The sequence below is a fragment of the Gemmiger gallinarum genome (genome assembly GCF_014982805.1).
GTDB classification, from domain to species: Bacteria; Bacillota; Clostridia; order Oscillospirales; family Ruminococcaceae; genus Gemmiger; species Gemmiger gallinarum.
Window position 1 is genome coordinate 356,842 of record NZ_JADCKC010000002.1, and the last position, 23,116, is coordinate 379,957.

Consider the following 23,116-nt stretch of genomic DNA (forward strand, 5'->3'; position numbering starts at 1 on the left):
CCTCTGCCTTGCATCTGCCCCCTTGCAGCGATTTTACGATGCTTTGCAGTTTTTTCAAAACCCTTGTTTTCTCGTGTCGCCTGCGCTCTCCCGCCCCGCTTTGGGCGCCGGGCGGGACGCTTACTCGTAAAAATACTCCCAGTCAAAGAAGGTGCCGTTGACCTGGGCCGACGATACGGTGAGGTGGGCGGCGTTCCCGGGCAGGGCGGTGAGGGTGACGGTGCCGGTGCCGTTTTCCATGGTGACGGGGATGTCGTAGCCGTCCTTGGAGGTGGGGATAAAGAACTCACAGTTGAGGCTTTCCCGCCCCGCTTCCTCACACAGGCGTTTTTCGGTGTCCGGCGAGACGTGGAGGTAGCTGCCCACCCCGCCCCGCAGCAGGAAATTGCTGTCCACCGTCTGGGTATAGTGGAGCGTCACATCCGCCACCCCGCAGAAGGTGGGGTCGTCGGCGGTGACGGTGAGGGTCACCACGTTGTCCGCCGTCTGGGCAATGTCCACAGTGGTGGTCATCCCCATGTCGTTGTCCACGCCGTTGCGCTGCCAGAAAATGTGCATGCCGCCGCAGGCGTAGGTGGTGCCCACCGGCACCCAGTAGCGGTAGAGTTCCCGGTAGAACCACCAGTTGGCGTTGCGGCTCCACCGCTCATAGGAGCTGACCTTGTAGCTGGGGGTCTGCACCAGGTCGAAGCCCCCCGCCTGGAACTGCTGCAGGTAGGCCAGCCGCTGACTGTCCCCCAGCACATGGATGATATAGTCGGTGCCCGAAGGCTGAAAGACCCCTTCCATCGTCTCCAATGCGCTGGCGTAGGTGCTCCACAGGGTGCGCCCGGCCAGAATGCTCTGCTCGGTGGCCAGCTTTTCGGCCTTGTCCCCCAGCCAGCCGCCCAGGGAATCCACCCGGGTATAGCCCTCGCCCCTGCCCTGGATGCGGGCGTCGATCTGATCGCAAGCCCCCCAGACCAGCACCGCGCAGCCCGCCACCGCCGCCACCGGCGGCAGCACCCGGCCCAGAATGCGGAAGAGCTTTTCCCTGTGCCGGGCCAGCCAGGCCAGCCCCGTCACGGCCAACGCCGGAAGCATTACGGCGATGAGGGCCTTTGCCCCGCCGTCGGGGCCGTTGCGGGCGGAGGAAAGCAGGCAGTAGAGGATGTTCCACAGCGCCATGCCCAGGGACAGGGCGAAGAGTGCCGCCGCCCGCACGGCGTTTTCATCGGTGCGGGCCCGGAAGATGACCACAGCAAAGACCACGGCCAGAGCCAGGGCCGCCCAGAAGCTCCAGTTCAGTTCCAGCTCATTGAGATAGTAGAGCTTGGCCTCCTGGCTGGAGCTGTAATACCAGGCCTGATAGGCGGAGGTGCCCCGGGTCTGCCGCAGCCAGGACAGAGGATGCCCCCAGCTGACCACCATGACCGAGACGCCCAGTCCCGCCACGCTGACCAGGATATACTGTCCCACCCGCAGGGCCACCGCCTTGAGGTTGGTCCCGTAGTGCCGCAGCAGAAACAGTCCGTAGCCCAGAGCCACGGCAATGTACATGGCGGCGCCCATGTCGTTGCTCCAGGGGACCATCATGCCGGCGATGAAGGGCACTGCCACCGCCGGGCCCAGGGGCAGATACTTTCTCAGGCCCCGGGCCTCCGGGCGGGGCGGGTGTTCCCGCCAAAGGCAGAGGGCCACCCCGCACAGCAGCACGGCAATGGGCAGCGCCCCCGATCGGATCATGCGGGCGCTGTTGCCGCTGGAGGAGGCATAGCCCAGCAGCGACCCCAGCCATCCGCCGCCGGGCAGGGAGATCCCCTGCACCACCAGCAGGCAGTAGCCGCTGAGGACGGCGGTAAGGGCCCGGGCAGGGCGTCCCCTGCCCATGAGGGCCCGGCTGACCGCCAGAATCAGCAGCTCAAAGCAGAACCAGGTCAGAAAATCAGCGGCGAACATGCTGCGGGCAAAGGTGTTGCCCACCACAAGCAGAATCGCCGCCACACCGTACAGTTCGCCTGCGCCCAGGTAGGCGGCAAACTGGGCATAGGGGGCCTGTCCGGCCAGCAGACGCCGCACCGGATTGTAGTTCTGGAAGTCCCCGTTCATGATGTCATAGTCAATGACAAAGCTGCCGGCCAGTCCCCGGACAGCGGCAAAGCCCGCCAGCAATATCAAAAGCGCCGCCCAGGGCGCCAGGCGGCGCAAGGTATGTTTGGTCGTTTCTTTCAAGAGTACCTTCCTCATCTGTTCTGCCGGTCAGCGGTAGCGCTGCTGCAGCAGGTCCAGCACCTTTTTCATCTCGGCACGGACGTCCGCCGGGCCGACGATCTCCACCCCGCCGGCAAAGCCCGCCACCCAGCCGAAAAACTGGGGGCTGACCTGTACCGTCACCGTCAGGTCGAACTGTTCTCCGTCCGGCCGGGGCACCAGGGTGGGCTCGGTGCCGAAGCGGTCGATCATGGCGCCGGCCAGACGGTTCTCACACCGGAGGGTGACTTTCTTGGCCGGGCCGTTGAACATGCCGAACAGCTGCTGGGTGTAGGTATTGACATCAAACCCAGCGTAGGCGTCGGCGCCTTCCCGGGGGGCGTCGGGCAGTTCCTCCGCCCGGGCCATCTTGTCCACCCGGAAATGCTTGAGCTGGCCGTCGGTGTAGGCAATGAGGTAGTAGTTGCCGTTCTCCCACACCAGCGTCCAGGGGCTGACCTGATAGAATTTGCCGTCGTGGCGGGGGACCATCCGCTTGTCCAGCGTCCAGTCGCAGTATTTGAACCGCACCTGCACCCCCGCCGTGATGGCCCGGTGCAGCGTGTCCACCGTATACAGGATCTTCTCGTCCTGGCTCTTGATGCGGCCGGAGACCAGCACCGAGCGGGAAAGCTCCGCCTGCTGCCATTTGCTGGTGAACTGCCCCAGCTTTTCAATCAGGGCCTTGCTCTTGCGGGCGGTGATGAACTTGCTGGTATACACCGCATCCACCAGAAGCTTGAGCTCCGCCAGCTCAAAGGGGGTGTCGGCCATGTAATAGCCGCCGCCCCGGCCCCGGCGCTGCAGAATCTCAAACCGGCCGCCGGGCAGGTCGTTGAGGGTATCAATGTCGGCATAAATGCTCTTGCGCTCGGCCTCAATGCCGCGCTGGGCCAGCAGTTCCACCAGCCGCGGCACGCTGAGAGGATGCTTTTCATCGGTCTCCCTGGCCAGAATTTCAATCAAGGCCAGCAGCTTGAGTTTCTGCCCTTCTTTGCGGGACATAAAGCGTCCCTCCTTTCATGCTGCGGCCGGTCAGCGGCCTGCGTCGGACGGCTTGGGATCGGGCTTTTGTCAAAGGCGGCACGGCGGACGGTGGACAGGCGGAACATCTCCTCCAGCCCCTCCCGGTCGCCCTCCGCCAGGCAGGTGCGCAGCTTCTGCATGGCTGCGTCAAACATGTCGATTTCCCCGATCAGGTTGTCCCGGTTCCACAAAAACAGCTCCGCCCACAGCTTTTCGTTGATGCGGGCAATGCGGGTCAGATCCCGGAAGGAGTCGCCGGTGTACTCAGCCAGGCGGCTGTTGTCGCTGGCGCACATCAGGCTCACCGCAATGGCATGGCAGAGCTGGCTCACATAGCCGATCATCCGGTCGTGCTCCGCCACCGTCAGGGTGGTGATGTGGGCAAACCCCAGGGTCCTTGCCAGGTCCTGACACCAGGCGATGGCTTCCGGGGTGTTTCTGGCGGTGGGGGTCACAATGAAGTTGGCCGGGGCAAAATCCACCTCGGCGCTGTGGGTGATGCCGCTGGACTCCCGCCCGGCCATGGGATGGCTGGCGATGAACTCCACGCCCTCGGGCAACAGCTCCTGCACCGGGTCCACCACGCCCCGCTTGACGCCGGACACGTCGGTGATGAGGGTGCCGGGCTGAATCAGATGCCCGTACGCCTTCACCCATTCCAGAAAGGCGGTGGGGTACAGGGCAAAGACGATACGCTGCGCCCCCGTCACCAGTTCCTCAAAGTTTTCCGCAGCGCCCCGGGCGATGTAGGCCCGTTCCAGCGCCCAGCGCACAGCCTCCGGGTCCCGGTCGATGCCCCAGACGGGGTAGCCCTTGCCCGAAAGCACCTGTGCATATTTGCCGCCCAGCAGTCCCAGGCCGACAATCAGGATGGTCTTGTCACGTTCCATCGTTCAACTCCACCTTTGCGCCCAATTTTTTCATGGCATCGAAAAATCCCGGCCAGCTCTTGGCCACCGCCCGGGCTCCGCGGATCTCGGCGGGCAGCCCGGCGCCCAGGGCCGCCACCGCCAGACTCATGACGATGCGGTGGTCGTTGTGGCCCTCCAAAGGCTCCGACGGGGCGTGGAGGGCGCACCCGTCGATGGTGACGGTGTCCCCCGCGGCGGATACCCGGCCGCCCATCTTGGCCAGCTCGCAGCGCATGGCCTCAATGCGGTCGGATTCCTTGATGCGCAGCCGTCCCGCGTTGCGGATGACGGTGGTGCCGCTGCAAAAGCACCCCATGGCGATGAGTATGGGCCCCAGGTCGGGGCAGTCGGACAGGTCGATCTCCACCCCGTGGAGCAGGCTGCGCTCAAAGCGGAGGGTGCCGTCGGCCTCCGCCGAGAACTTGGCCCCGCACCGGCGCAGGATGTCCAGAATCACCTTGTCCCCCTGACGGCTTTCGGGGCGCAGGCCTGTGACGGTGACGCCGCCGGTAAGGCAACCCAGCACCGCCGGGAAGGCCGCCTGGCTGTAATCCCCTTCTACCGAGAGATCGCAGGGGCGGTAGTGCTGGGGGGCCGCCACCTTGAAGATGGTCTTGCCCTCGGGGCCGGGGCTCTCCTCCACCCGGACGCCGAAACGGCTCAGGGCATCGATGGTCAGGCCCACATAGCTTTTGCTCTCAAAGGGGGGCAGCACCTGGATGGTGCTGTCCGATTCCAGCAGGGGCGCGGCAAACAGAATGCCGCTGATGAACTGGCTGGACACATCCCCCGGCAGGGTGAAAATCCCCGGCAGAAGCCGCCCGAAGATGGTGATGCCTTCCGGCCCCTGCTCAAAGCGGAGATGCTGCTTTTCAAACAGAGCGCGGTAGATCTCCTGGGGGCGGGCAAAGAGCCGGGGCGCCCCGGTGAAGCGGATCTTCTGGGCCGTCAGGCTGAACACCGGGATGAGAAACCGCAGGGTGCTGCCGCTCTCCTTGCAAAAGACGGGGCGGGTCACGGTGGCAAAGCCGTCGCCGCAGCCCTGCATCGTCAGGCTGTCCTCCTCCCGGATGATCTTTGCCCCCAGCTGGGCCACCGCGTCGATGGTGGCGCGGATGTCGTCGCTGTATTCAATGTTGTGGATATGGCTGGTGCCGGTGGCCAAAGCCGCGCTGAGCACCGCCCGGTGGGCCGCACTTTTGCTGGGCGGCACCGCAATGCTGCCCCCAATGTGGCTGACATAGAGTTTCGCGTCCAAGAAAAGGCTCCTTTCCCCCTGCGGTGAACGCACGATCGGTTTTCAGTTGCCGGGGTCGAAGGTCTGGTCAAAGGCCTCCACCGCATCCCGCACCGTGTCGGACAGGCGGCCGAAGTTATCCACCGCTGCGTCGGAACCGGAACGGTAGAGAGGCGTGCGCTCGGCTTCCATTTTTTTCAGGCTGTGCCCTCCCATGGAGAGAGGACGGCCGGTGGTGGGCAGCTTCTCCACCGGACGGCGAATCCACAACACCGGGCCGTTCTGCCGCAGCAGGCGGGCGTTGCCCGGGGTCTTGATGACGCCGCCACCGCAGGCGATGACCTGGCCGTGGTTTTTGGCGCATTCCCGCACGGCGTCGGCTTCATATTTGCGGAAGACATCCTCCCCCCGCTGGGCAAAGATGTCGGGGATGGGCATTTTGGCCACCTGCTCAATCACATCGTCCAGATCCACATAGGTCTTGCCCAGCGCCCGGGCCAGGGCGCGGCCCACCGTGCTCTTGCCGCAGCCGGGCATGCCGATGAGGGAGATGTTGGACACCTGACGGCGGATATCCCGGTGAATCCTTTCCACGTGGGAGAGGTCCACCTTGCGGTCCAGAAAGCGGGCCGAGGCATACACCGCCTGGGCCACCAGCATCTCCATGCCGCAGTAGGCAGGGATGCCCAGTTCCTCCGCCCGGAGCAGCAGTTCCGTGCGGAAGGGGTTGTATACCACATCCAGCACCGCTTCCAGGTCGGGGAATTTTTTCAGGTCCAGGAGGCATTCGCCGTTGTTGGGGTACATGCCCGCCGGGGAGGCGTTGACGATGATCTGCCCTTCACCCGAGGCCTCGGCCTGCTCGTAGGTGATGCACCCGTCCGCACCGCTGCGGCTGAGGGTGACCACCCGCTCGGCGCCCCGGTCCCGGCAGACGGCCGCCACCGTGTTGCGGGTGCCGCCGCTGCCCAGAATGAGCACCGTCTTGCCCCGGAACCGCACGCCGTGGCGCCGGGCCAGATAGGCAAAGCCGTCGTAGTCGGTGTTGTAGCCGTAGAGTTTGCCGTCCCGGTTGACCAGGGTGTTCACCGCACCGATGGCCGCCGCCCGGGGCTCCACCTCGTCGCAATAGGGGATGACCAGCTTTTTGTAGGGGATGGTCACGTTGACCGCCTTGAAGTCCCTCGCTTCCAGAAAGGCCTCCGCATCCGCCCGGGTGGGCAGTTCCTTCAGCTCATAGCTGTAGCCGCCGATCTCCTCGTGAATCTGGCGGGAATAGCTGTGTCCCAGTTTTGCTCCGATCAATCCGTATTCCATCTTCGGATTCCTCCTTTCGGCCCGGCTGTCTTGTTCCCTCTGCCGGGCGGGGTCAGCGGCCGCTTTGGGGCAGGCCGTGCTTCTGGGCGGCGGTGCCGTAGCGAACCGTCCAGAGATCCAGAATGCCGAGAGCCGTCAGCGTGTCCTGCACCACCGCGGCCCGGGGCACGATGCAGGGATCGTGCCGGCCGTGAATGGTGAGCTCGGCGTTCTGTTTTGCCATATAATCCACCGTGTCCTGCTGTTTGTAGATGCTGGGGGTGGGCTTGACCACCGTGCGGAAGACCACCGGCATGCCGTTGGTGATGCCGCCGTTGACGCCGCCGTTGCGGTTGGTGGCGGTGACCACCCGGTCCCCCTCCATGCGGAAGGCATCGTTGGCGGTGCTGCCCCGCAGCCCCGCAAAGGCGAACCCGGCGCCGAACTCAACACCCTTGACCGCCGGGATGGAGAACATCAGGTGAGCCAGCTCACTCTCCACGCTGTCGAAGAAGGGCTCGCCCACCCCGGCGGGGATGCCGGTGACCACCGTCTCCAGAATGCCTCCCACGCTGTCCCCCTCGGCCCCTGCGGCGCGGATGGCCTCCTGCATGGGGATCTCCTTGGCGGGGTCCGCCAGGGCGAAATGCCCGGGAGCTGCCTCGGGGGGCAGGTTGTTATAATCCAGAGGGGCGTCGTCGATGCCGGCGCACCGGGCAATATGGGTGTAGACCCGGATGCCCAGCCCCGCCAGCACCTGGCGGCAGACCGAACCCGCCGCCACCGACGCCGCCGTGATGCGTCCGGAGAAATGTCCCCCGCCCCGGGCATCCTGGAAGCCCTCGTACTTGGCGAAGGCGGTGTAGTCGGCATGGCCGGGGCGCAGCAGGGCGGCGGTTTTGGCGTAGTCGCCGCTGCGGGTGTTGGTGTTGCGGATGACAAAGGTCAGGGGGGTGCCGGTGGTGTGGCCGTCCAGCAGGCCGGAGAGGATCTCCACCTCATCCGGCTCGGTGCGGGAGGTGGAAAGCCCGTCTCCCCGGGCGCGGCGGCGGTCCATGGCGGCAGCGATCTGCGCCGTGTCCACCGGCAGGCCCGCCGCCAGACCGTCCAGCACCGCCCCCACCGCCGGGCCGTGGCTCTCCCCGAAAATGGTCATGGAAACAGCACTGCCAAAGGTGTTTTTCATGCAAAAGGCTCCTTACTTGTGCACAAACAGGACTTATTCTTCCTCAATTCCCAGCAGGGTGGGCAACTCAGCCATGGGGATCTTGTCCGCCCGCCAGCAGCCCAGGCCCGGCACCCGGATGACCGTGATGCTGTCGCCCCGGCCCTTTTTGTCGTGGCGCATCTGTTCCAGCACCTTCTGTTTGTCGTAGGCGGCACGGGTGGGCAGGCCCAGCGCCCGCATGACGGCCCGGGTGCGCTTGACCAGGGAGTTGTCCTCGATCATGGGCAGCATACCCAGGGCGACGCACTCGCCGTGGTAGAGGCCGTTTTTCCGGCGGCCCCGGATGCCCTTGACCGCCTCGATGCCGTGGCCGATGGTGTGGCCGAAGTTCAGCGCCGCCCGGGGGCCCTGCTCCCGCTCGTCCTGCTCCACGATGTGCTTCTTGACCCGCAGGCTGCGGTAGATGATCTGCTCGATGTCCTCCTCGGGGGTGTTCTTCTCAAAGAGGGCGAAGAGCTCGGGGTCGGCAATGATGCCTGCCTTCAGCGCCTCGGCCAGGCCGTTGACAAAGTGGCGGCGGGGCAGGGTGGCCAGCACATCGGGGTCGATGAGCACCACCTGGGGCTGCCAGAAGGCGCCCACAATGTTCTTGGTCTCCCCCAGGTCAATGGCCGTCTTGCCGCCGATGGAGGAGTCGATCTGGGCCAGGGTGGAGGTGGGGCAGTTGATGAAGTCGATGCCCCGCATATAGGTGGCGGCGCAGAATCCGCCCAGATCCCCCACAACGCCGCCGCCCACCGCGACGACCACGTCCCGGCGGCTCATGCCGAAGGCAAGCATCGCCTCCAGCACATTGCCGTAGACCTTGAGGCACTTGCTGCCCTCCCCCTGGGGGATGGTGTAGATCCTGGCATCGCTGCACTGGTCGGCAATGGTCCGGGCATAGGCGGCGGGCACCCCGTCGTCGGTGAGGATAAAGACCTTGCGGTTGACCAGGTTGGCGAACTGGTACAGATTTTTCAGACATCCGCGCTTGAGGATGATGTCATAGCTGTTCTTTTTCAACTGCATTGTTAATTTCATACGGTTACCCCTTCCTCATCACACAGTGTCTCGTGGTCAAAAACGCCCAGCAGCCGCACGGTGCGGCAGGGGGCTTCCAGATCATGGAGCAGGGTGCGGCAGCTTTGTCCCGCCGCCCGCTGCGGGCAGATCAGCTGTACATAGAAATAATATTCAAACTGCACATGGGGCAGCGGACGGCTCTTGATGCTCTCCATATTGAAGCCCATGCTGCCGATGCGCTCGATGACCTGGGCCAGTTTGCCCGGCTTGTGGTCCACCGTGAAGAGCAGGGCAATGCGCTGGCCCTCCCCCACCGGGATGTCCTCGCTGCGGGTGCGGGTGATGACCACAAAGCGGGTGGTGTTGTCACCGTCCTCGTTGATGCCCTGGGCCAGCACCTGCAGCCCGTAGAGGCGGGCGGTCTCGGCGGAGGCCACGGCCCCCACCGCAGGGTCCCCCAGTTCGGAGACATAACGGGCGGCGTCGGCGGTGTTGCCCCAAACCTTGGTCTCAAAGCCGTGGGCCCGCAGGAAGGGCGCGCTCTGGCTCAGCGCCTGCTGGTGGCTGACCACCGTGCGCAGCCCCGCCAGCGTGGCCCCCGGGATCCCCAGCAGGTCCTGGCGGATGGGCAGGTCGTAGACGCCGCACACCGACAGGTCGGGATGGCCATACAGCAGGTCCAGCACAGCGGACACATCCCCGGCGGTGGAATTTTCAAAGGGCAGGACGCCGAACTCCGCCTTGCCGGTGCTCACCGCTTCAAACACATCCGCCCAGGTCTTGCAGGCCATCTGCCGGGCAAAGGGGAACACCCGCCGGGAGGCAATGTGCGCCCAGGCGCCTTCTACCCCCTGATAGGCTGCCGTCCCGCGGCCCAGCAGTTCCCGCTGATAGGCCCGGGAAACCGCCATGGCCTGCTGCAGAAAGCGGTTATAGTAGGGGCGCAGGGCTTCATCGGTGATGCGGGCGGTGTTTTTGGCAATGACGGCCCGCTCCCGCTCGGGGTCAAAGACGGGTTTGCCGCTGTCCGCCTTGCTGCGCGCCACCATTGCCACCGCACGCATGCGGCGCTCAAACAGTTCGGCCATCTGCGCGTCGACGGCGTCGATCTCCGCGCGGGCCTGCTCCAAAAGTTCCATGGCAGTTTCCTCCGATAGATATACAGTTTCACTATACCATAAAACGGTCTGTTCCTCAAGGCCGCAGGCGTAAAATCGCCGCAAAAATTCGGCATTCTCCCCAAAAATGTCAAACCCGCAGCGAAGGGTGCTTCCTTGCATCCTCTGCTGCGGGTGAAAAAGACTATTTGGGGCATTTGGGCGGGCGGGGCGCCAGGTCCTCCAGCCGCCGGGGGGCGGTGTAAAACCGCCGATAGGGATTCTGGGGCAGGGGCGGTGTCTGCCGGGGCTCCGGCTTCCGTGGCCGGCGGCCCAGGATTCTGGCCAGCCAGGCGGGCAGGCGGGGGCTCACCGGTCACTCTCCCCCATGGGCTGAACTTCCTTGGTCAGCAGTTCCCACATGCCGTCATAATGGGTGTTTTCTTCCTGCTGTTCCTCGGTCCAGGCGCCGCGGCGGGCCACATACACACCTTCAAACAGCTGGGCACTCTCCTCCGGCTCCCCGGTCAGGGTATTCTCATACTGGCCCAGGTCAAAGCCGGTCAGCACCGGGCAGTCGGTCCAGCGGTAGACCATGTTCTGCCAGTCTTTGGCACCCTCCGCCGGTGTGGTGCCGTCCAGATACTGCAGGCATTCGGTGGCCCGCAGGAAATTTTCCGGGTCCTCGATGATGAAGATATAGCTCATCCCCTCCGACAGGTCCGCCGACAGCCGGGTCATGCCCGCGATCCTGCTGTAGGCCGCCATGGAGGGATCGGCAGATTCAGAGGTCTCCGCCTCATCAAAGTCGATAACATAGCGGTTGACCTGCACATAGGTTTCCCCGTCACGGTTTCGGTCGATGGCATAGCCTTCCAGCCGGTCCTGCAATGCCGTCACCGTCTCGGTGGGCAGGTCGTAGCTTGCCACCCAGGCCACCTGATAATCGGGGGTCTTCTGAGACAGAACGCTGTAGGCGATCCAGCCGGTGATGCCCAGTACGATGAGCACGATGAGTACCGCCCATTTATAATAATGCCACCAGTTGGCAAGTTTTTCTGCCGGGGTATAGACCCGCTCCGGCTCCTTGAGATTTTCATAGCTCTCGCTGCTGCTTTTCGTCACCCAGGCCATGGCTGATGTTCTCCTTTTCCCCAATCGCTTTTGTTGTCTGCTATCATAGCACATCTCAGGCAAAAAGTCATCTGCCGTTCCCGGCTTTCACAATTTCCCCCAGGCGGCAGGATTTCACGGTTTTGTACGCTTCTGCCCGCTTGCAAGCTGCCTGCAAACCGGATATGATATATAGTATACAAAAAACAGAACAAACCGGGGCGCCCGCCGCCCCGTGCAAGGAGAAAACGCCATGTTCTTCAACAGTTCCAAATGGACCGAGGCCCCCAAGGAGGATGCCTCCCCCATCCGCAAAAAGGGCGCCGCACGTTTTTTTGAAGTGCTGGGCCGGGACGGCCTGTCCTTTTACAAAGCCAGCATGCTCTGCTGCCTGGGATGCCTGCCCGGTTTTATCCTGATGGCCCTGGGTTTCATCGGCAGCTCGGTGCTGTTCACCCTGCTGGGCGGCATTGTGGGCGGTATGCTCGGCGCGCCTTTCCTTTGCAGCCTCATCGACACCATTTTGCGCTCTCTGCGGGATGAGCCCGGCTTCTGGTGGGTGACCTACAAAAAAGCCTGGCGCCAGAACTGGAAGGACAGCCTGCTGCCCGGTTTTGTGCTGGGGCTTTTGAGCGGCAGCTGGCTTTCCATGCTGATGATTTTGCCCGCCATGGAGGCTGTTCCCTCCATCATCTGGATCTGCATGGGTGCAGGTCTGATCTTTGCTGCCGGACTGTTTACCTACGCTTTTGCCCAGATCCCTCTGGTCCATCTGACCCCGGCACAGTTTTTGAAAAACTGCATCTTCTTTTTCCTGGGGTATCTGCCCCGCACCCTGCTGGCTGCGGCGGTCCAGGCGGCGTACTGGGTGCTCTTTGTGCTGTTTCTGCCCCTCACCCTGCCCCTGATGCTGGTGACCGGCTTCTGGCTGCCCTGGCTCATTGCCGTCATGGTCGTCTATCAGCCTCTGGATACCGCTTTCTCGGTGGAGGAAATCATCCGTCACCGTCGGGAGGAGGAGCTCAACGACAGCATGGAAAACCATTCCATGTTCGGTCCCCGGGGGGACGACTGATTTTCCCCATCGTTCCAAAAGGCAGGTGACACATTCCCATGGAAAAAAAGACCCTGTTCCTTCTGCAGGAGACGGAAGAATTCATGCGCGGCGAGCTGGACAACGTGACGGTGGCCAACTCCCACATCATTCTCGACGTGGTGCAGGGCGGCTATGTGCCCTACGGCTGCTACACCAGCCCCTCCATTCCCATGCCGCCCTTTGATGCCCTGCGTCCCAGCTGGAATGCCTTCACCCCGCCGGGTACCGCCGTGGAAGCCCAGGCCCGGGTCATGGTGGACGGCAACTGGACTGCCTGGTCGGCCTTCGGCAAGTGGAGCCCCTTCCTCCCCAGGGAAAGTGCCGCTCCCTCCGCCCGGGGCGCTCTGGCTTTGAACGGCGACCAGCTGACCCTGGATTCCAAGGTGGCCACCCATGTACAGCTGCGCATTTATCTCTACACCAAGGACGACAGACACACCCCGTCGGTGTCGCTGCTGGGCGTCAGTGTGCGGCGGGTGGATGTCATTCCGGGGGGCGGCCGACCGGTCAACGCCCGGCTGCATCTGCCGCCTTACTCGGTCATGCGCCGCGCCCCGGAACTGCGCCCCCAGATGGATCTGGCCTGTGCCATTGCCGGGCTGACCAACCGCTGGGGTGCCGACATCCTGCCCGAGGAGCTGGTGCTGGCCATGCGGGACGGCCGGGGCTGCAGCAATCTGAGTTTCGGGGCGGCTGCCATGGGCTGCTGGGGCTTTCCCGCCTGGGTGCGCTGGGCGGACCTGGGCGCCCTGCGTGCCGAGCTGCGCGCCGGGTACGGCGTGGTGGTGGAGCTGGACAGCACCCCTGCCCAGCTGGCCGCCGGTATGCCCGAGCGCCGCTATGCCGCACTGCGGGGCTTCGGGACGGTGAACGGTGAGCTCCACGCCCTGCTCAACGACCCCTGGGCTGCCGACAATGATTTTGACACCGAGGTCAGCGTTGCGCTGGATGACTTCCTGGTAGCCTGGACCAATCTGGCCCTCTGCATGCGGCCCCGGAAGCCGGTGCCCGAGCATGGCGGTCCCTGGCGGTCCAGCGTGACATTGCGGCGGGCGGGCAGGGATCAGCCGGGGCTCTACCGGCTGATGCAGGCCGGAGAAGCCCGGGAGCTGCCCGACGATTTCTGCGGCGATGAAGAGCACCCCGGCGGCGTGCTGGCCTGGACAGCCCAGGAGGAGCGCCCCCACGCCACCACCGCCCACAAGCTGTTCCACTATGTTCGGCCCGAGTCCGGCTGCATCCGCCTGCCCGACTCCACCGGCGATCTGACCAAATACACCGTCTACGCCATCGACACCGCCGGCTGCATGCTGGTGGGAGATGTGACGGTATAACCTGCTGCGTACCAGCAGAAAACGCCTCTGCCCGAAAACCGGGCAGAGGCGTTTTGTATTGTGTATTACAGGATCAGCTGGCGGTACATTTTGGTGTTGACCGTCTTGTCACGCTGCGCAATGGCCTGGATGCAGGCATCCATGGAGGCGGCCACATCGTCCAGCGAGCGCCAGTTTTCCACCCCGCCCTGCAGGTACTCTTCCAGCATGGGGCCGATCTCGGTGTGGGCGCTGGCGCCCTCGATGAGGTAGGCCCCCGGCTGGGCGGGCCGGACCTCCGGCTCATAGTTGTTGTCGCTGCCCAGGGTGGCCATCTGGAAGCCCCCCTTGCGGCCCCGGCCTCCCACCAGGAAGCGGATGCCCAACGGCAGGGTCTCGACCTCCCGGGCACGGTCCCGGAGGATCTTGACGATCTTCTCAAAGGTCAGGTACTGGACATCATACTCATCCAGAGCATTGACAATGCGCACGGCGGCCAGGGTATCCCCGGCAAAGCCCACGCAGACGTTGCGGTTGACCTTGCGCAGCTTGGGCAGCTCCTCGGTCAGGATGTTGGGGCTGTCCACCTTTGCCGGTTCCTCCACCATGCGCCCGTCACTGGCCATGGCGCAGAAATTCTCGCCGCATACGGCCAGGATCGCGCTCATATTGTTGTTCCTCCCTTATTCTTCGTCGATGGCATCGCGGTAGGCGCCGTCCATATGCCCGCCGCCTGCGCCGAACATTTCCCGGCCCAGCAGACCGTTGTCCCGGCGCTCCTGCTCCACCAGCTCGCTGATCATGTCCTTGACCCGCTGGCTGTCCTTGACGTTTTTGATGGTCAAAATGCTGTCGGAGGCGTCCTTGGTGCGCAGAATGATGGTGCCGGTGCCGCACAGGCGGTTGATGAGCGTGCGCTTGAGGGAAATGTCCAGCACACGGTAGATCATGCACTCGTTTTCCTCGCAGTTGATGAGGCCGTGCTGGGTGTAGATGCGGCCGTTGGCAATGCGGTAGACATCAAAGGTCCAGGGGAACCACAGGATATGCCGACGGTCCTTCCACATTGTCTCGGCGGATTGATTCTGTTTCTGTTCCATCTTCAAAGCCTCCTTATGTTGTTGTGTTCTACTATACCATACCCCGCACCGCCCGGCAAGGGCGAACGTCTTTCCTGCAAAGGCAGGGCGCGGCCCCGCCCGCAGGCAGAACCGCGCCCTGTATGCCGTGGGCAGATGCCCGGACGGCTTTTGATTATTTGGTCACCTTGATCATGTCGGCGCCGGGCTCCACTTCGCCGGAAGCCACAACGTCCACGTCGGCAAACTCATCGGTGTTGGTGATGACGGTGATGACCACCGCGGGATGACCCGCCGCCTTGATCTTGTCCAGATCCATGGTGAGCAGCAGCTGACCCTTCTTGATCTTGTCGCCCACCTTGACGTTGGCGCTGAAGCCGTCACCCTTCATTTCAACCGTATCCACGCCCACATGGATGAGCACTTCCACGCCGCCGTTGCCCTGAATGCCCAGCGCATGCAGAGTGTCGGGAGCCTGAGTGATGACGCCGTCCACCGGAGCAAACACCTTGCCCTCGGCAGGATCGATGCCGCAACACTTGCCCAGAATGCCCTGTGCAAAGACATCATCAGGGATAGATTCCATCGGGACGATGGTGCCCTTGGCGTCGGCGGCAACCATCATGGGGCCGGTGGGGGCGGGAGTTTCAGGTTCTGCCTTTTTCTTGAAAATGTCAAAAAATCCCATTGTCGTTCTCTCCTTTGATTGTTTGGCGGCCGTGGCCCGGGGCTGCGGCCGACTGTCTGGATATTCTGAGCCTATTATATCGTGCTCCGGCATGGAAAATCAATGCCGACAGCCCCCTTGTCTGACAAAACGTCAAAAAATTCACGGTTTGGTCATATCCTGAGCCACCTGTCCCGGCAGCCGCACCGTGGTGGCCGCCGTCCGGATGGCGCGCACCGCATCCCACAGCAGCGCCGCCATGCGGTCGGGGGATTCCTTGCGTCCGTTGAGCAGCCAGGTCTCGATGCTGCCCACACAGCCATTGACCGCAAAACTGGTCAGGTAAAGCTGCCGGGGCGTCTCACAGCCGGGCTCGGCAAAATGGCCGATGCAGCGGCGCTCCAGCATCTCGCGGATGCGGCGCACAAACACCGGGTCGCCGTTGGGGCCCATCAGCGCGCTGCACAGCGCCTCATTCTCATTGAGATAGGCAAACAGCGTGCGCAGTGCCTCGGGCGGGACATCACTGTCCAGGCTGGGCAGAAGCACCCCCATCAGGGCGTCCAAACCCTCAAACTGTTCCCGCTCGATCTGGGCCAGAAGATCGTAAATATCGGTATAGTGGAAATAAAACGTGCCCCGGCTCACCTTGGCAAGGGCGGTCAGTTCCCGCACGGTGATCTCCCGCACGGGCTTTTGGGCCAGCAGTGTGATCAGCGCGTCGCACAAACGGCGCTTGGTCATCCGTACGCTGCGGTTAGCGTCCCCTTTTGCATTCATGGTGCATCCACCTTTCGCCGCGCCACCCGCACAAAGCGGCGCTTTGTTTGAAGGCGGCGCCGGACCTTCCCCGCTCTGGTCCGGCGACAATACCTTACCATAATAGTAGTTTCCGTGCCTGCAAAAGTCAAGAATTTATGAGTGTTTTGCACAATATTTTCAATATTGTCATATATTTTTTGTCTTAAATCACCGGATTTTTATTGTTTCCTGCAATTTTTCCAGCCTTCATCCGCCGGGCTGGAACTGATGTGGTATAATGCATAAAACGGCCCGGGGCTTTCTGCCGGGTCCCATAAGAAAACAGGGCGGCACTTTTTGCACAATCCTCATTTTCTTATGTCACCCGCGCTTCCGGCCCGGGCCGCACTTTCAGGATAAAAGGAGCCTTTCTTCGATGGTTTTCCACACTCAGAAGGCACTGGACGCCTTTGCCGCCTATGCGGCGCACTATAACGATCAGGACCCCAAAGTCCGTCTCAAGATCGACCACACCTACCGGGTGGCCGGGCTCTGCCGCCGCATCGCCCGCTCTCTGGACCTGCCCGAGGAGGAGGTCCGTCTGGCCTGGCTGTGCGGTTTGCTCCACGATGTGGGCCGCTTTGAGCAGCTGCGCCGGTTCGGCACTTTCATCGACGCCCAGTCCATCGACCACGCTGCCTGCGGCGCCCAGGTCCTGTTTGAGGAGGGACACATCCGGGACTATCTGGACGACGATTCCGAGGACGAACTGCTGCATCAGGCGGTGGCCCTGCACAGCGTCTACCGGCTGCCGCCCCTGGACGAACGCACGGCACGCTTCTGCAACATTCTGCGGGATGCGGACAAGATCGATATTCTGCGGGCCAACGTGGAGTTTCCCCTGGAGGATATCTACAATGTTTCCCGGGAAGAGCTGTACCATTCGCCCATCAGCGCCGGGGTGGCGGAGGCCTTCTACGAGCATCACGCCGTGCTGCGCACCCTCAGGCACGGGCCCATCGACAACATTGTGGGGCATATGTCCCTGGTGTATGAGCTGGTCTTTCCCGAGAGTCTGCGCATCGTAAAGGAGCAGGGATGGCTGGAAAAGCTTATGGCATTTTCCTCGGAAAACGCCGAAACTGCCCATACTCTATCCGGGATGCGCACCCATATGCACGCCTGGCTGGAGGAGCAGCTGACCTGAGGGTTCAGGCGCGGGGCGGTTCGGGGTGGGGCATGGCCGCATAGCCCCGATCCACCGTGATGTCGCAGCGGCAGCGAGGATAGCGTTCCGCCACCTTGTCGGCCAGGCGGCGGCGGATCTCATCGTCGGACAGAGCCAGGTCGGCGGGGGCGGCACAGTCAAAATTAAAGGCGGTGCGTCCCTCGGGACCTCCGGGAATGACGCACAGGTCGTGAATGGTCAGCGCCGGGTCCACCGTCCGCGCCTGCCCGGCGATCCATTCCCGGAATCGCCCGGCCGCCGTGTCCACGTCCGCCACCGGGTCCATGTGCACCACCAGATTGAGTCCCCGCTCCCGCAAAAAGTCCCGCTCGATGGTATCCACCACGGCATGGCTCTGCAGGGGGTCCCCCGCCGCCGACATCTCCACATGGACGCTGGCAAACTGACGGCCGGGGCCGTAGTCATGGATGAGCAGATCATGGGTGCCGATGACCCCGGGGTAGGAAAGGATCTTTTGCCGGATGGCCTCCACCTCCTGGGGGGCAGGGGCATGCCCCAGCAGCGGGTCCAGGGTGTCCCGCACCAGACCGAAGCCGCTGTACAGAATAAACAGCGCCACCCCCAGACCGACGATGCCGTCCAGCTCAAAGCTGCTGACCCGGGAGATAAGAGCCCCGGCCAGAACACAGGCGGTGGTCAGCACATCGTTGCGGCTGTCTGCCGCGGCTGCAATGAGGGTCTGAGAGTCGATGCGGCGGCCCACCCGGCGATAGAAGATCATCATGCCCGCCTTGACCGCAATGGAAAGCCCCAGGATCACCGCCGTCAGCAGGGTGAAGTCCACCGGTTCCGGCGTGACAATGCGGGAGAAACTGCTCTTGAGCAGCTCGATGCCCACCGCCATAATCAGTACGGAGACGCACAGCCCGGCCAGATACTCATACCGGCCATGGCCGTAGGGGTGTTCGGGGTCGGCGGGTTTTTCCCCCAGTTTGAAGCCCAGCAGGCTGATGAGGCTGCTGGATGCATCCGACATATTGTTGAAGGCGTCCGCTGCAACCGACAGCGAACCGGATAAAAGCCCGGCCAGCAGTTTGGCCAGAAACAGGCTCAGGTTGCAGCAGATGCCCACAATGCTGGCACGTTTTCCCTCCGCAGCGCGGGAGGCAGTTACAGGCTGCGTTTCCATGGCAGGCGCCTCTCTTTCTGTAAAAAACAGGTATTGAAAAAATCCATATATGCTAAAACCACACCCGTCCCGGCGAACCGGTACGGATGTGGTTTTTTACTTGTTTGCTTGTGTATCTGAATATGCAGTTGAATTTTGTTATACTACATCATTTATAGCAGTATGTCAAGCCTGGGGTGTTTCATTTTCAGAATTGGTTTCCTCGGTACCGGCGCCGTCCACCTGGTCGCCGCCGTTGTCAGGGCTGGGTGTTGCAGTCTCCGCCGGGGTGGGCGTGGGGGTAGGAGTGGGCGTCGGGGTGGGGGTCGGTGTGGGGGTAGGCGTCGGCGTCGGAGTAGGCGTAGGTGTCGGGGTTGGCGTCGGGGTGGGCGTTGCCTCCGGCGTGGGCGTAGGCGTCGGGGTCGGCGTAGGCGTGGGCGTCGGGGTCGCCTGGGAAGAGGACTCCTCCTGCTCCGACGAGCTGGATGCCGCCGGGGTGGGGGTGGCCAGCACCGAGGCCGCCGTGCTGACGCTCACGTCCTTGTCCTCGGTGTGCTTGGGCACATCCTTCAGGGTGGGACGGTCGTCGTCGGTGATATAGCTGTGGGTGCGGATATAATCAAACAGCGCATCCAGGGCGGTGCGGGTCAGATGGATGCCGTCGGAATCCACATAGCCGCTCTTGGCATAGCCGTCGGTGCCCTTGAGTGCCTCGGCGCTGTTGAGGTATTTCCAGCCGTTGTCCTCACACATCTGGACGATGGCCTTGTTGTAGGCGTCGATCTGGGACTGAGACATGTCCGAGTTGCTGTGCTGCTTGCCGATGGGCGGAATGGAGTTGATGATGATGTCCACGCTGGGGTAGGCTTCCTGCACCGCCTGGATGCCGGATTTATAGTTTTCTACAAACTTTTCGGCGGTCAGGCTGGAGGACACGTCGTTGGTGCCGAAGGTGATGAGCACCCGGCGGGGCTGCATGAGGGCCACTGCCTCGGGCATGGTCTTGTAGGAGGAATAGCCCGAGAATTTGGCGCAGGCATAGCTCTCGATGCTGCGGGCCGCCATGCCCACCGACGCCACCGAGTTATCGTAACTGATATAGCCGTACAGACGCATACGGGCCGTGTTGGAATCGCCCAGGAACAGCGTCTCGTCGATGTAATCCTCCCCTGCATCCTCGGTCTCTTCCAGAATGGTGGAGGCATACTGGGCGGTATCGATGGCATTCTCGCCCTGATCGTAGTCGCTGTCGGTCACCACCGAGCTGTCATCCTCCTGGGAGGTTTCCGCCTTGAGGGTGCCGTGCACCGCCAGAAAGGTGCCGCTCACCGTCACAAGGATCGCCAAACTGCACATGGCCAGCACAAAGAACATCCTGCTGCGCAGATCCATGCGCTGCCAGAAGTTGCTCTGGCTTTCCTTCTTCTTCCGTTTAGACATACCGTATCCTTTCCGGGCGAAGGCTTCCTGCCCGTCGATCACAAAAAATCATACGGTATTTATTTTACACCATTTTGGCGTTGAGCGCTATAGCTTTCCGTTTTTTTCATCTTTTCCGTCCAAAAAGCGGCGTATGGAAGCGTTTTTTCTGTTCCTGTTTGTCAGTGCGCACGGATGCGGTTCTCCCGCAGGCCGGGCAGAAGCCGGGCCTTTTTCAGCGCCGGGTAGAGGGCCAGATACAAAAGCACCGCGCAGACGGTGGACAGCAGCGAATTGACCAGCGTGACGCCGCTGGCCACCTTGGCCACCACCGATGCCAACTCTACCGTCTGACCGAAGAGGTACCGGTTGCGGAAGTAGCCCAGGAAGGGATCGGTGAAAACGTTGACCAGCAGACCGCTGAAGGAGCTGAGGGTCACGGCGGTCATATACTTGACCTTGCCCTTGCCCGCGCCGTCCAGGTCGTGGAGGTGAAAGACCTTGTGGGCCACCGTGCCGCAGACCAGGCCAATGATGAACTTGAGAATAAAGGTGGTGAGGGCATAGCCGGGGTCACCGGCCACCACGTCGGCCAGGGCCAGGCCGATGGCTCCGGCCAGACCTCCCGAAACACCGTCCAGCAGCAGAGATGTCAGCGCCGTGAAGGTGTTGCCCAGGTGGAAGGAGGAACCGCTGGGGGTGGGAATGCGGAAAAACTCGTAGGCGACAAAGCTCAGTGCCGCCATGACCCCGATCATACTGACCTTCTGCGGGGTGAACCGGGTACGGCCCAGCGCGCTGAACAGCACAACGACAAAAACGACAAGGAATAACAACAGCCACAAAACAGGCGTGGATACAGCCATGGTGGACTCCCCTCTCTATGAATGAAGAATTCCTCCGCCCTTGACAAATGCCGGTGCGGAAGGTATGCTCCCATTATAGCCGCATCTGGCTCTGTAAAAATATCCAGAATGCAACTTTTTTATGGGGCCAGTTTTTCTGAGACTGAGGTGAGTGCCATGATCGAACTGCATCCGGAAAGCCGGATCCCTCTCTATGAACAGCTCTATCTTTCCCTGGCCGGGGAGATCCGCTCCGGCATTCTGGCGCCGGGCCGCCCCCTGCCCGGGCGCCGCACCATGGCCGAGCAGCTGGGGGTCAGCGTCAACACGGTGGACACCGCCTACCAGATGCTGGCCGCCGAGGGCCTGGCCGAAAGCCGTCCCCGCCGGGGCTTCTTTGTGCAGGAGACGGGAGGCATGCTCCGGGGGGAGGCGCCCGCCCCCCGCCCCGAGGCACCCCGCCGCCCTGCCAGACCCGCCCCCATCCGGGCCACCGGTCCCCGGTACGACCTGTCCACCGTGGGCGTGGACACGGCACTTTTTCCCGCCCGCAGCTGGGGCCGCATCCAGCGGGACCTGCTGTACAACAGTCCGGCTCTCCTTCAGCGCGGGGAGGCCCAGGGCGACGCCGAGCTGCGCGCCGCAATTGCCCAGTATCTGGCCGCTTACCGGGGGGTCAGCTGCACTCCCGAGCAGGTGGTGGTAGGCGCCGGCATCGAGTATCTGCTGGGCTGCCTGGCCCATCTGTTTGCGGGGGGCACCGCAGCGGTGGAAAACCCCGGCTACTCCCGTGCCCGGGCGGTGCTGCAGAACAGCGGTATCCCCTGCCTGCCCGCCGACATCGACAAAAGCGGCCTGTCGGTGGAGGGGCTCATCGCCACGGGGGCCAACCTCTGCTACATCACTCCCAGCCATCACTTTCCCACCGGCGTGACCATGCCTGCCCCCCGCCGCGCCCAGCTGCTGTCCTGGGCCAGAGAGGTGCCCGGGCGGTACATTCTGGAGGATGACTACGACTCGGAGTTCCGCTTTGACATCCGTCCCCTGCCCAGCCTGCAGGGCATGGCCGGGCCGGACGGGCCGGTGGTCTACCTCACCACCTTCTCCAAGAGCCTGGCCCCCGGCATCCGCATCGCCTGCATGGTGCTGCCCCTGGCCCTGCTGGACCGGTACCGCCGGGATTTTGCCCTCTACTCCAACACCGTCAGCCGGTTTGAACAGCAGACTCTCTCCCGCTTCATGACGGGAGGTTACTTTACCCGCCATCTGGCCCGCATGCGCCTGACCTATAAAAAGCGGATGGAGCACTTTACCGCCGCCCTCACCGATGCTCTGGGCTGCGGGCTGACCATGCGGGGACGGCATTCAGGGCTGCATCTGCTGCTGACCCTGCCCGGCGCAGGAGGCGAAGAGGCCATGGTGGAGGCCGCTGGCCGGGAGGGGGTCCTTCTTCACGGGCTGAGCGAGTACTATCTGGCCCGGCCGGAACTCTGCCCTTCCGACACCGTGGTGGCAGGCTACGCCGCCCTGGCGGACGAGGACATTCCCGGAGCGGCGGCAGCTCTGGCCCGGGCCTGGCTGAGCTGACGCCTTATCCCAGCAGCCGGGCGGCCTCCTCCCGCCCCTCCTCATCCAGGGCATAGCCCGCCGGGGTTTCGCTGCCGGAAAGCACGGTATACTCCACCGTGGCGGCGGTCTGTGCCGAGAGATATTCCAGCGTCTGTTCTGCCCGCAGCAGGTCCTGGGCGGTCATGCTGGTCAGCGTCCGGGAGGACTGCTCCCGCGCAGCCTCCACCAGCAGGGTCAGCCGGGCAGGGTTCTGCCGCAGAAAAACGCACCACACCGCCGCCCGCAGCGAGGCGGACTCCCGAGCATCCATTCCTTCCCGCAGAGTGGTGAGAAATTCCTCGGTGACGGCAGGGGTAAGCTCGGGGGCGTTTTCCTCCCCGTAGCCCAGAGCCACCCTCTGCTCATAATCCATCACCGAGGCGGTGTCAAAACGGGCGGTGGTCTCGGTGCCGATGAGCTGGGCGTAGGTGTCCGGCGTGGCGGCAAAATAGGCGTCCGGCGCCAGTCCCACCGTGTCGGCCAGCAGCTGAGACGCCCGGGCAGGCCCTGCCGCCAGATAGCAGTCCTCCAGCGTAGTCTGGCCTTCAGGAGCATCCACCAGGGTTGTCCCCGGCACTCCGCAGAAGGTGATGGTCCGCGCCGGGGCGTCGATGCGCAGGAGCAGGAACTCCGGCGTCTCGGTCTGGATGGCCAGCAGCAGGCGATGGGTGTTGGTGGCTCCTGCATCCACCCCCACGTCTCCCCGGCCCGCCGCCGCGGCCAGCTCCACCTCCGCCTGATGCTGCCGCTGACCCGACAGATACAGCACTCCCGCCGACAAGGGCACCAGCACCAGAAGCGTCAGAAACAGGCTTTGCCAAAAAAGTCCCCCGCGCGAACGCATAAAAA

At 63.3% G+C, this 23,116-nt stretch carries 22 protein-coding genes; 4 read left to right on the plus strand and 18 right to left on the minus strand.

What is annotated here, in order from left to right; genetic code table 11:
• Positions 1–120: 120 nt before the first annotated feature.
• From INF35_RS07245 to INF35_RS07290, 10 genes are all read right to left on the minus strand, one after another.
• Positions 121–2,211 (minus strand): hypothetical protein, encoded by a 2,091-nt coding sequence (locus INF35_RS07245; protein ID WP_193501035.1) that lies wholly within the window; start codon positions 2,209–2,211, stop codon positions 121–123.
• 27 nt (positions 2,212–2,238) lie between these two features.
• The gene (locus tag INF35_RS07250; protein ID WP_193501036.1) at positions 2,239–3,234 is read right to left on the minus strand and encodes a helix-turn-helix transcriptional regulator; all 996 of its coding nucleotides are present in this window, start codon (positions 3,232–3,234) and stop codon (positions 2,239–2,241) included.
• Positions 3,192–4,145, minus strand: a complete 954-nt coding sequence (locus INF35_RS07255) for a prephenate dehydrogenase (RefSeq protein WP_193501038.1) — start codon at positions 4,143–4,145, stop codon at positions 3,192–3,194. Before INF35_RS07255 ends, INF35_RS07250 begins: the two co-directional genes overlap by 43 nt.
• A complete protein-coding gene (aroA, locus tag INF35_RS07260; RefSeq protein ID WP_193501040.1) occupies positions 4,135–5,424 on the minus strand; it encodes a 3-phosphoshikimate 1-carboxyvinyltransferase in 1,290 nt (429 codons plus the stop codon). The genes INF35_RS07255 and aroA overlap by 11 nt, the downstream gene beginning before the upstream one ends.
• 42 nt (positions 5,425–5,466) lie before the next feature.
• A complete protein-coding gene (locus tag INF35_RS07265; protein WP_193501041.1) occupies positions 5,467–6,720 on the minus strand; it encodes a shikimate kinase in 1,254 nt (417 codons plus the stop codon).
• A 52-nt stretch (positions 6,721–6,772) separates the two neighbouring features.
• Entirely contained in the window at positions 6,773–7,885 is a 1,113-nt protein-coding gene (aroC, locus tag INF35_RS07270; RefSeq protein ID WP_193501042.1) for a chorismate synthase, read from the minus strand.
• 33 nt (positions 7,886–7,918) lie between these two features.
• On the minus strand, positions 7,919–8,950 hold the full coding sequence (gene aroB / locus INF35_RS07275) for a 3-dehydroquinate synthase (RefSeq protein ID WP_193501043.1): 1,032 nt from the start codon (positions 8,948–8,950) through the stop codon (positions 7,919–7,921).
• A complete protein-coding gene (locus tag INF35_RS07280) occupies positions 8,947–10,071 on the minus strand; it encodes a bifunctional chorismate mutase/prephenate dehydratase (protein ID WP_193501044.1) in 1,125 nt (374 codons plus the stop codon). The genes aroB and INF35_RS07280 overlap by 4 nt, the downstream gene beginning before the upstream one ends.
• 163 nt (positions 10,072–10,234) lie before the next feature.
• Entirely contained in the window at positions 10,235–10,402 is a 168-nt protein-coding gene (locus INF35_RS07285) for a hypothetical protein (RefSeq protein WP_193501045.1), read from the minus strand.
• The gene (locus INF35_RS07290; RefSeq protein ID WP_193501046.1) at positions 10,399–11,163 is read right to left on the minus strand and encodes a hypothetical protein; all 765 of its coding nucleotides are present in this window, start codon (positions 11,161–11,163) and stop codon (positions 10,399–10,401) included. Before INF35_RS07290 ends, INF35_RS07285 begins: the two co-directional genes overlap by 4 nt.
• A 232-nt stretch (positions 11,164–11,395) precedes the next feature.
• Between INF35_RS07290 and INF35_RS07295 the strand changes: the two genes are divergently transcribed.
• Positions 11,396–12,217: a YesL family protein gene (locus INF35_RS07295; RefSeq protein WP_193501048.1), complete on the plus strand. Its 822-nt coding sequence runs from the start codon at positions 11,396–11,398 to the stop codon at positions 12,215–12,217.
• Positions 12,218–12,255: 38 nt separating this feature from the next.
• Positions 12,256–13,572 carry a cysteine peptidase family C39 domain-containing protein gene (locus INF35_RS07300; RefSeq protein ID WP_193501050.1) on the plus strand — a complete coding sequence of 439 codons (1,317 nt, stop codon included), beginning with the start codon at positions 12,256–12,258 and terminating at the stop codon, positions 13,570–13,572.
• A gap of 65 nt (positions 13,573–13,637) precedes the next feature.
• Here INF35_RS07300 and INF35_RS07305 read toward each other — a convergent pair whose 3' ends face one another.
• The 4 genes from INF35_RS07305 to INF35_RS07320 form a co-directional block, all read right to left on the minus strand.
• Positions 13,638–14,219, minus strand: coding sequence for an Ntn hydrolase family protein (locus INF35_RS07305; protein WP_193501052.1), 582 nt, complete (start codon positions 14,217–14,219; stop codon positions 13,638–13,640).
• Between the two features lie 15 nt (positions 14,220–14,234).
• Positions 14,235–14,651 (minus strand): PH domain-containing protein, encoded by a 417-nt coding sequence (locus tag INF35_RS07310; RefSeq protein WP_193501054.1) that lies wholly within the window; start codon positions 14,649–14,651, stop codon positions 14,235–14,237.
• 154 nt (positions 14,652–14,805) lie between these two features.
• Positions 14,806–15,318, minus strand: a complete 513-nt coding sequence (locus tag INF35_RS07315; RefSeq protein ID WP_193501056.1) for a PTS sugar transporter subunit IIA — start codon at positions 15,316–15,318, stop codon at positions 14,806–14,808.
• A gap of 141 nt (positions 15,319–15,459) precedes the next feature.
• Positions 15,460–16,077: a TetR/AcrR family transcriptional regulator gene (locus tag INF35_RS07320; protein ID WP_193501058.1), complete on the minus strand. Its 618-nt coding sequence runs from the start codon at positions 16,075–16,077 to the stop codon at positions 15,460–15,462.
• Positions 16,078–16,474: 397 nt separating this feature from the next.
• Between INF35_RS07320 and INF35_RS07325 the strand changes: the two genes are divergently transcribed.
• Positions 16,475–17,245, plus strand: a complete 771-nt coding sequence (locus tag INF35_RS07325; protein WP_193501060.1) for an HD domain-containing protein — start codon at positions 16,475–16,477, stop codon at positions 17,243–17,245.
• A gap of 4 nt (positions 17,246–17,249) precedes the next feature.
• Here INF35_RS07325 and INF35_RS07330 read toward each other — a convergent pair whose 3' ends face one another.
• The 3 genes from INF35_RS07330 to INF35_RS07340 form a co-directional block, all read right to left on the minus strand.
• Positions 17,250–18,416 carry a cation diffusion facilitator family transporter gene (locus INF35_RS07330; RefSeq protein WP_193501062.1) on the minus strand — a complete coding sequence of 389 codons (1,167 nt, stop codon included), beginning with the start codon at positions 18,414–18,416 and terminating at the stop codon, positions 17,250–17,252.
• A gap of 165 nt (positions 18,417–18,581) precedes the next feature.
• Positions 18,582–19,835 (minus strand): SGNH/GDSL hydrolase family protein, encoded by a 1,254-nt coding sequence (locus INF35_RS07335; protein ID WP_193501064.1) that lies wholly within the window; start codon positions 19,833–19,835, stop codon positions 18,582–18,584.
• 161 nt (positions 19,836–19,996) lie between these two features.
• Complete coding sequence (locus tag INF35_RS07340) at positions 19,997–20,680, minus strand: ECF transporter S component (RefSeq protein ID WP_193501066.1); 684 nt, start codon at positions 20,678–20,680, stop codon at positions 19,997–19,999.
• 156 nt (positions 20,681–20,836) lie between these two features.
• Here INF35_RS07340 and pdxR point away from each other — a divergent pair, with 156 nt between their 5' ends.
• Positions 20,837–22,246: a MocR-like pyridoxine biosynthesis transcription factor PdxR gene (pdxR, locus tag INF35_RS07345; protein WP_193501068.1), complete on the plus strand. Its 1,410-nt coding sequence runs from the start codon at positions 20,837–20,839 to the stop codon at positions 22,244–22,246.
• A 4-nt stretch (positions 22,247–22,250) separates the two neighbouring features.
• Here pdxR and INF35_RS07350 read toward each other — a convergent pair whose 3' ends face one another.
• Positions 22,251–23,111, minus strand: a complete 861-nt coding sequence (locus INF35_RS07350; RefSeq protein WP_193501070.1) for a hypothetical protein — start codon at positions 23,109–23,111, stop codon at positions 22,251–22,253.
• Positions 23,112–23,116 lie beyond the last annotated feature (5 nt).

Excerpts from the sequence above, each read along its gene's own strand:
- INF35_RS07320 (WP_193501058.1), bottom strand. The coding sequence starts at position 16,077 with ATGAATGCAAAAGGGGACGCTAACCGCAGCGTACGGATGACCAAGCGC.
- INF35_RS07350 (WP_193501070.1), bottom strand. The coding sequence starts at position 23,111 with ATGCGTTCGCGCGGGGGACTTTTTTGGCAAAGCCTGTTTCTGACGCTT.
- INF35_RS07340 (WP_193501066.1), bottom strand. The coding sequence starts at position 20,680 with ATGGCTGTATCCACGCCTGTTTTGTGGCTGTTGTTATTCCTTGTCGTT.
- INF35_RS07325 (WP_193501060.1), top strand. The coding sequence starts at position 16,475 with ATGGTTTTCCACACTCAGAAGGCACTGGACGCCTTTGCCGCCTATGCG.
- pdxR (WP_193501068.1), top strand. The coding sequence starts at position 20,837 with ATGATCGAACTGCATCCGGAAAGCCGGATCCCTCTCTATGAACAGCTC.
- INF35_RS07300 (WP_193501050.1), top strand. The coding sequence starts at position 12,256 with ATGGAAAAAAAGACCCTGTTCCTTCTGCAGGAGACGGAAGAATTCATG.
- INF35_RS07290 (WP_193501046.1), bottom strand. The coding sequence starts at position 11,163 with ATGGCCTGGGTGACGAAAAGCAGCAGCGAGAGCTATGAAAATCTCAAG.
- INF35_RS07310 (WP_193501054.1), bottom strand. The coding sequence starts at position 14,651 with ATGGAACAGAAACAGAATCAATCCGCCGAGACAATGTGGAAGGACCGT.
- INF35_RS07295 (WP_193501048.1), top strand. The coding sequence starts at position 11,396 with ATGTTCTTCAACAGTTCCAAATGGACCGAGGCCCCCAAGGAGGATGCC.
- INF35_RS07330 (WP_193501062.1), bottom strand. The coding sequence starts at position 18,416 with ATGGAAACGCAGCCTGTAACTGCCTCCCGCGCTGCGGAGGGAAAACGT.
- INF35_RS07335 (WP_193501064.1), bottom strand. The coding sequence starts at position 19,835 with ATGTCTAAACGGAAGAAGAAGGAAAGCCAGAGCAACTTCTGGCAGCGC.
- INF35_RS07315 (WP_193501056.1), bottom strand. The coding sequence starts at position 15,318 with ATGGGATTTTTTGACATTTTCAAGAAAAAGGCAGAACCTGAAACTCCC.
- INF35_RS07255 (WP_193501038.1), bottom strand. The coding sequence starts at position 4,145 with ATGGAACGTGACAAGACCATCCTGATTGTCGGCCTGGGACTGCTGGGC.
- INF35_RS07305 (WP_193501052.1), bottom strand. The coding sequence starts at position 14,219 with ATGAGCGCGATCCTGGCCGTATGCGGCGAGAATTTCTGCGCCATGGCC.
- aroB (WP_193501043.1), bottom strand. The coding sequence starts at position 8,950 with ATGAAATTAACAATGCAGTTGAAAAAGAACAGCTATGACATCATCCTC.
- INF35_RS07280 (WP_193501044.1), bottom strand. The coding sequence starts at position 10,071 with ATGGAACTTTTGGAGCAGGCCCGCGCGGAGATCGACGCCGTCGACGCG.
- INF35_RS07250 (WP_193501036.1), bottom strand. The coding sequence starts at position 3,234 with ATGTCCCGCAAAGAAGGGCAGAAACTCAAGCTGCTGGCCTTGATTGAA.
- INF35_RS07265 (WP_193501041.1), bottom strand. The coding sequence starts at position 6,720 with ATGGAATACGGATTGATCGGAGCAAAACTGGGACACAGCTATTCCCGC.
- aroC (WP_193501042.1), bottom strand. The coding sequence starts at position 7,885 with ATGAAAAACACCTTTGGCAGTGCTGTTTCCATGACCATTTTCGGGGAG.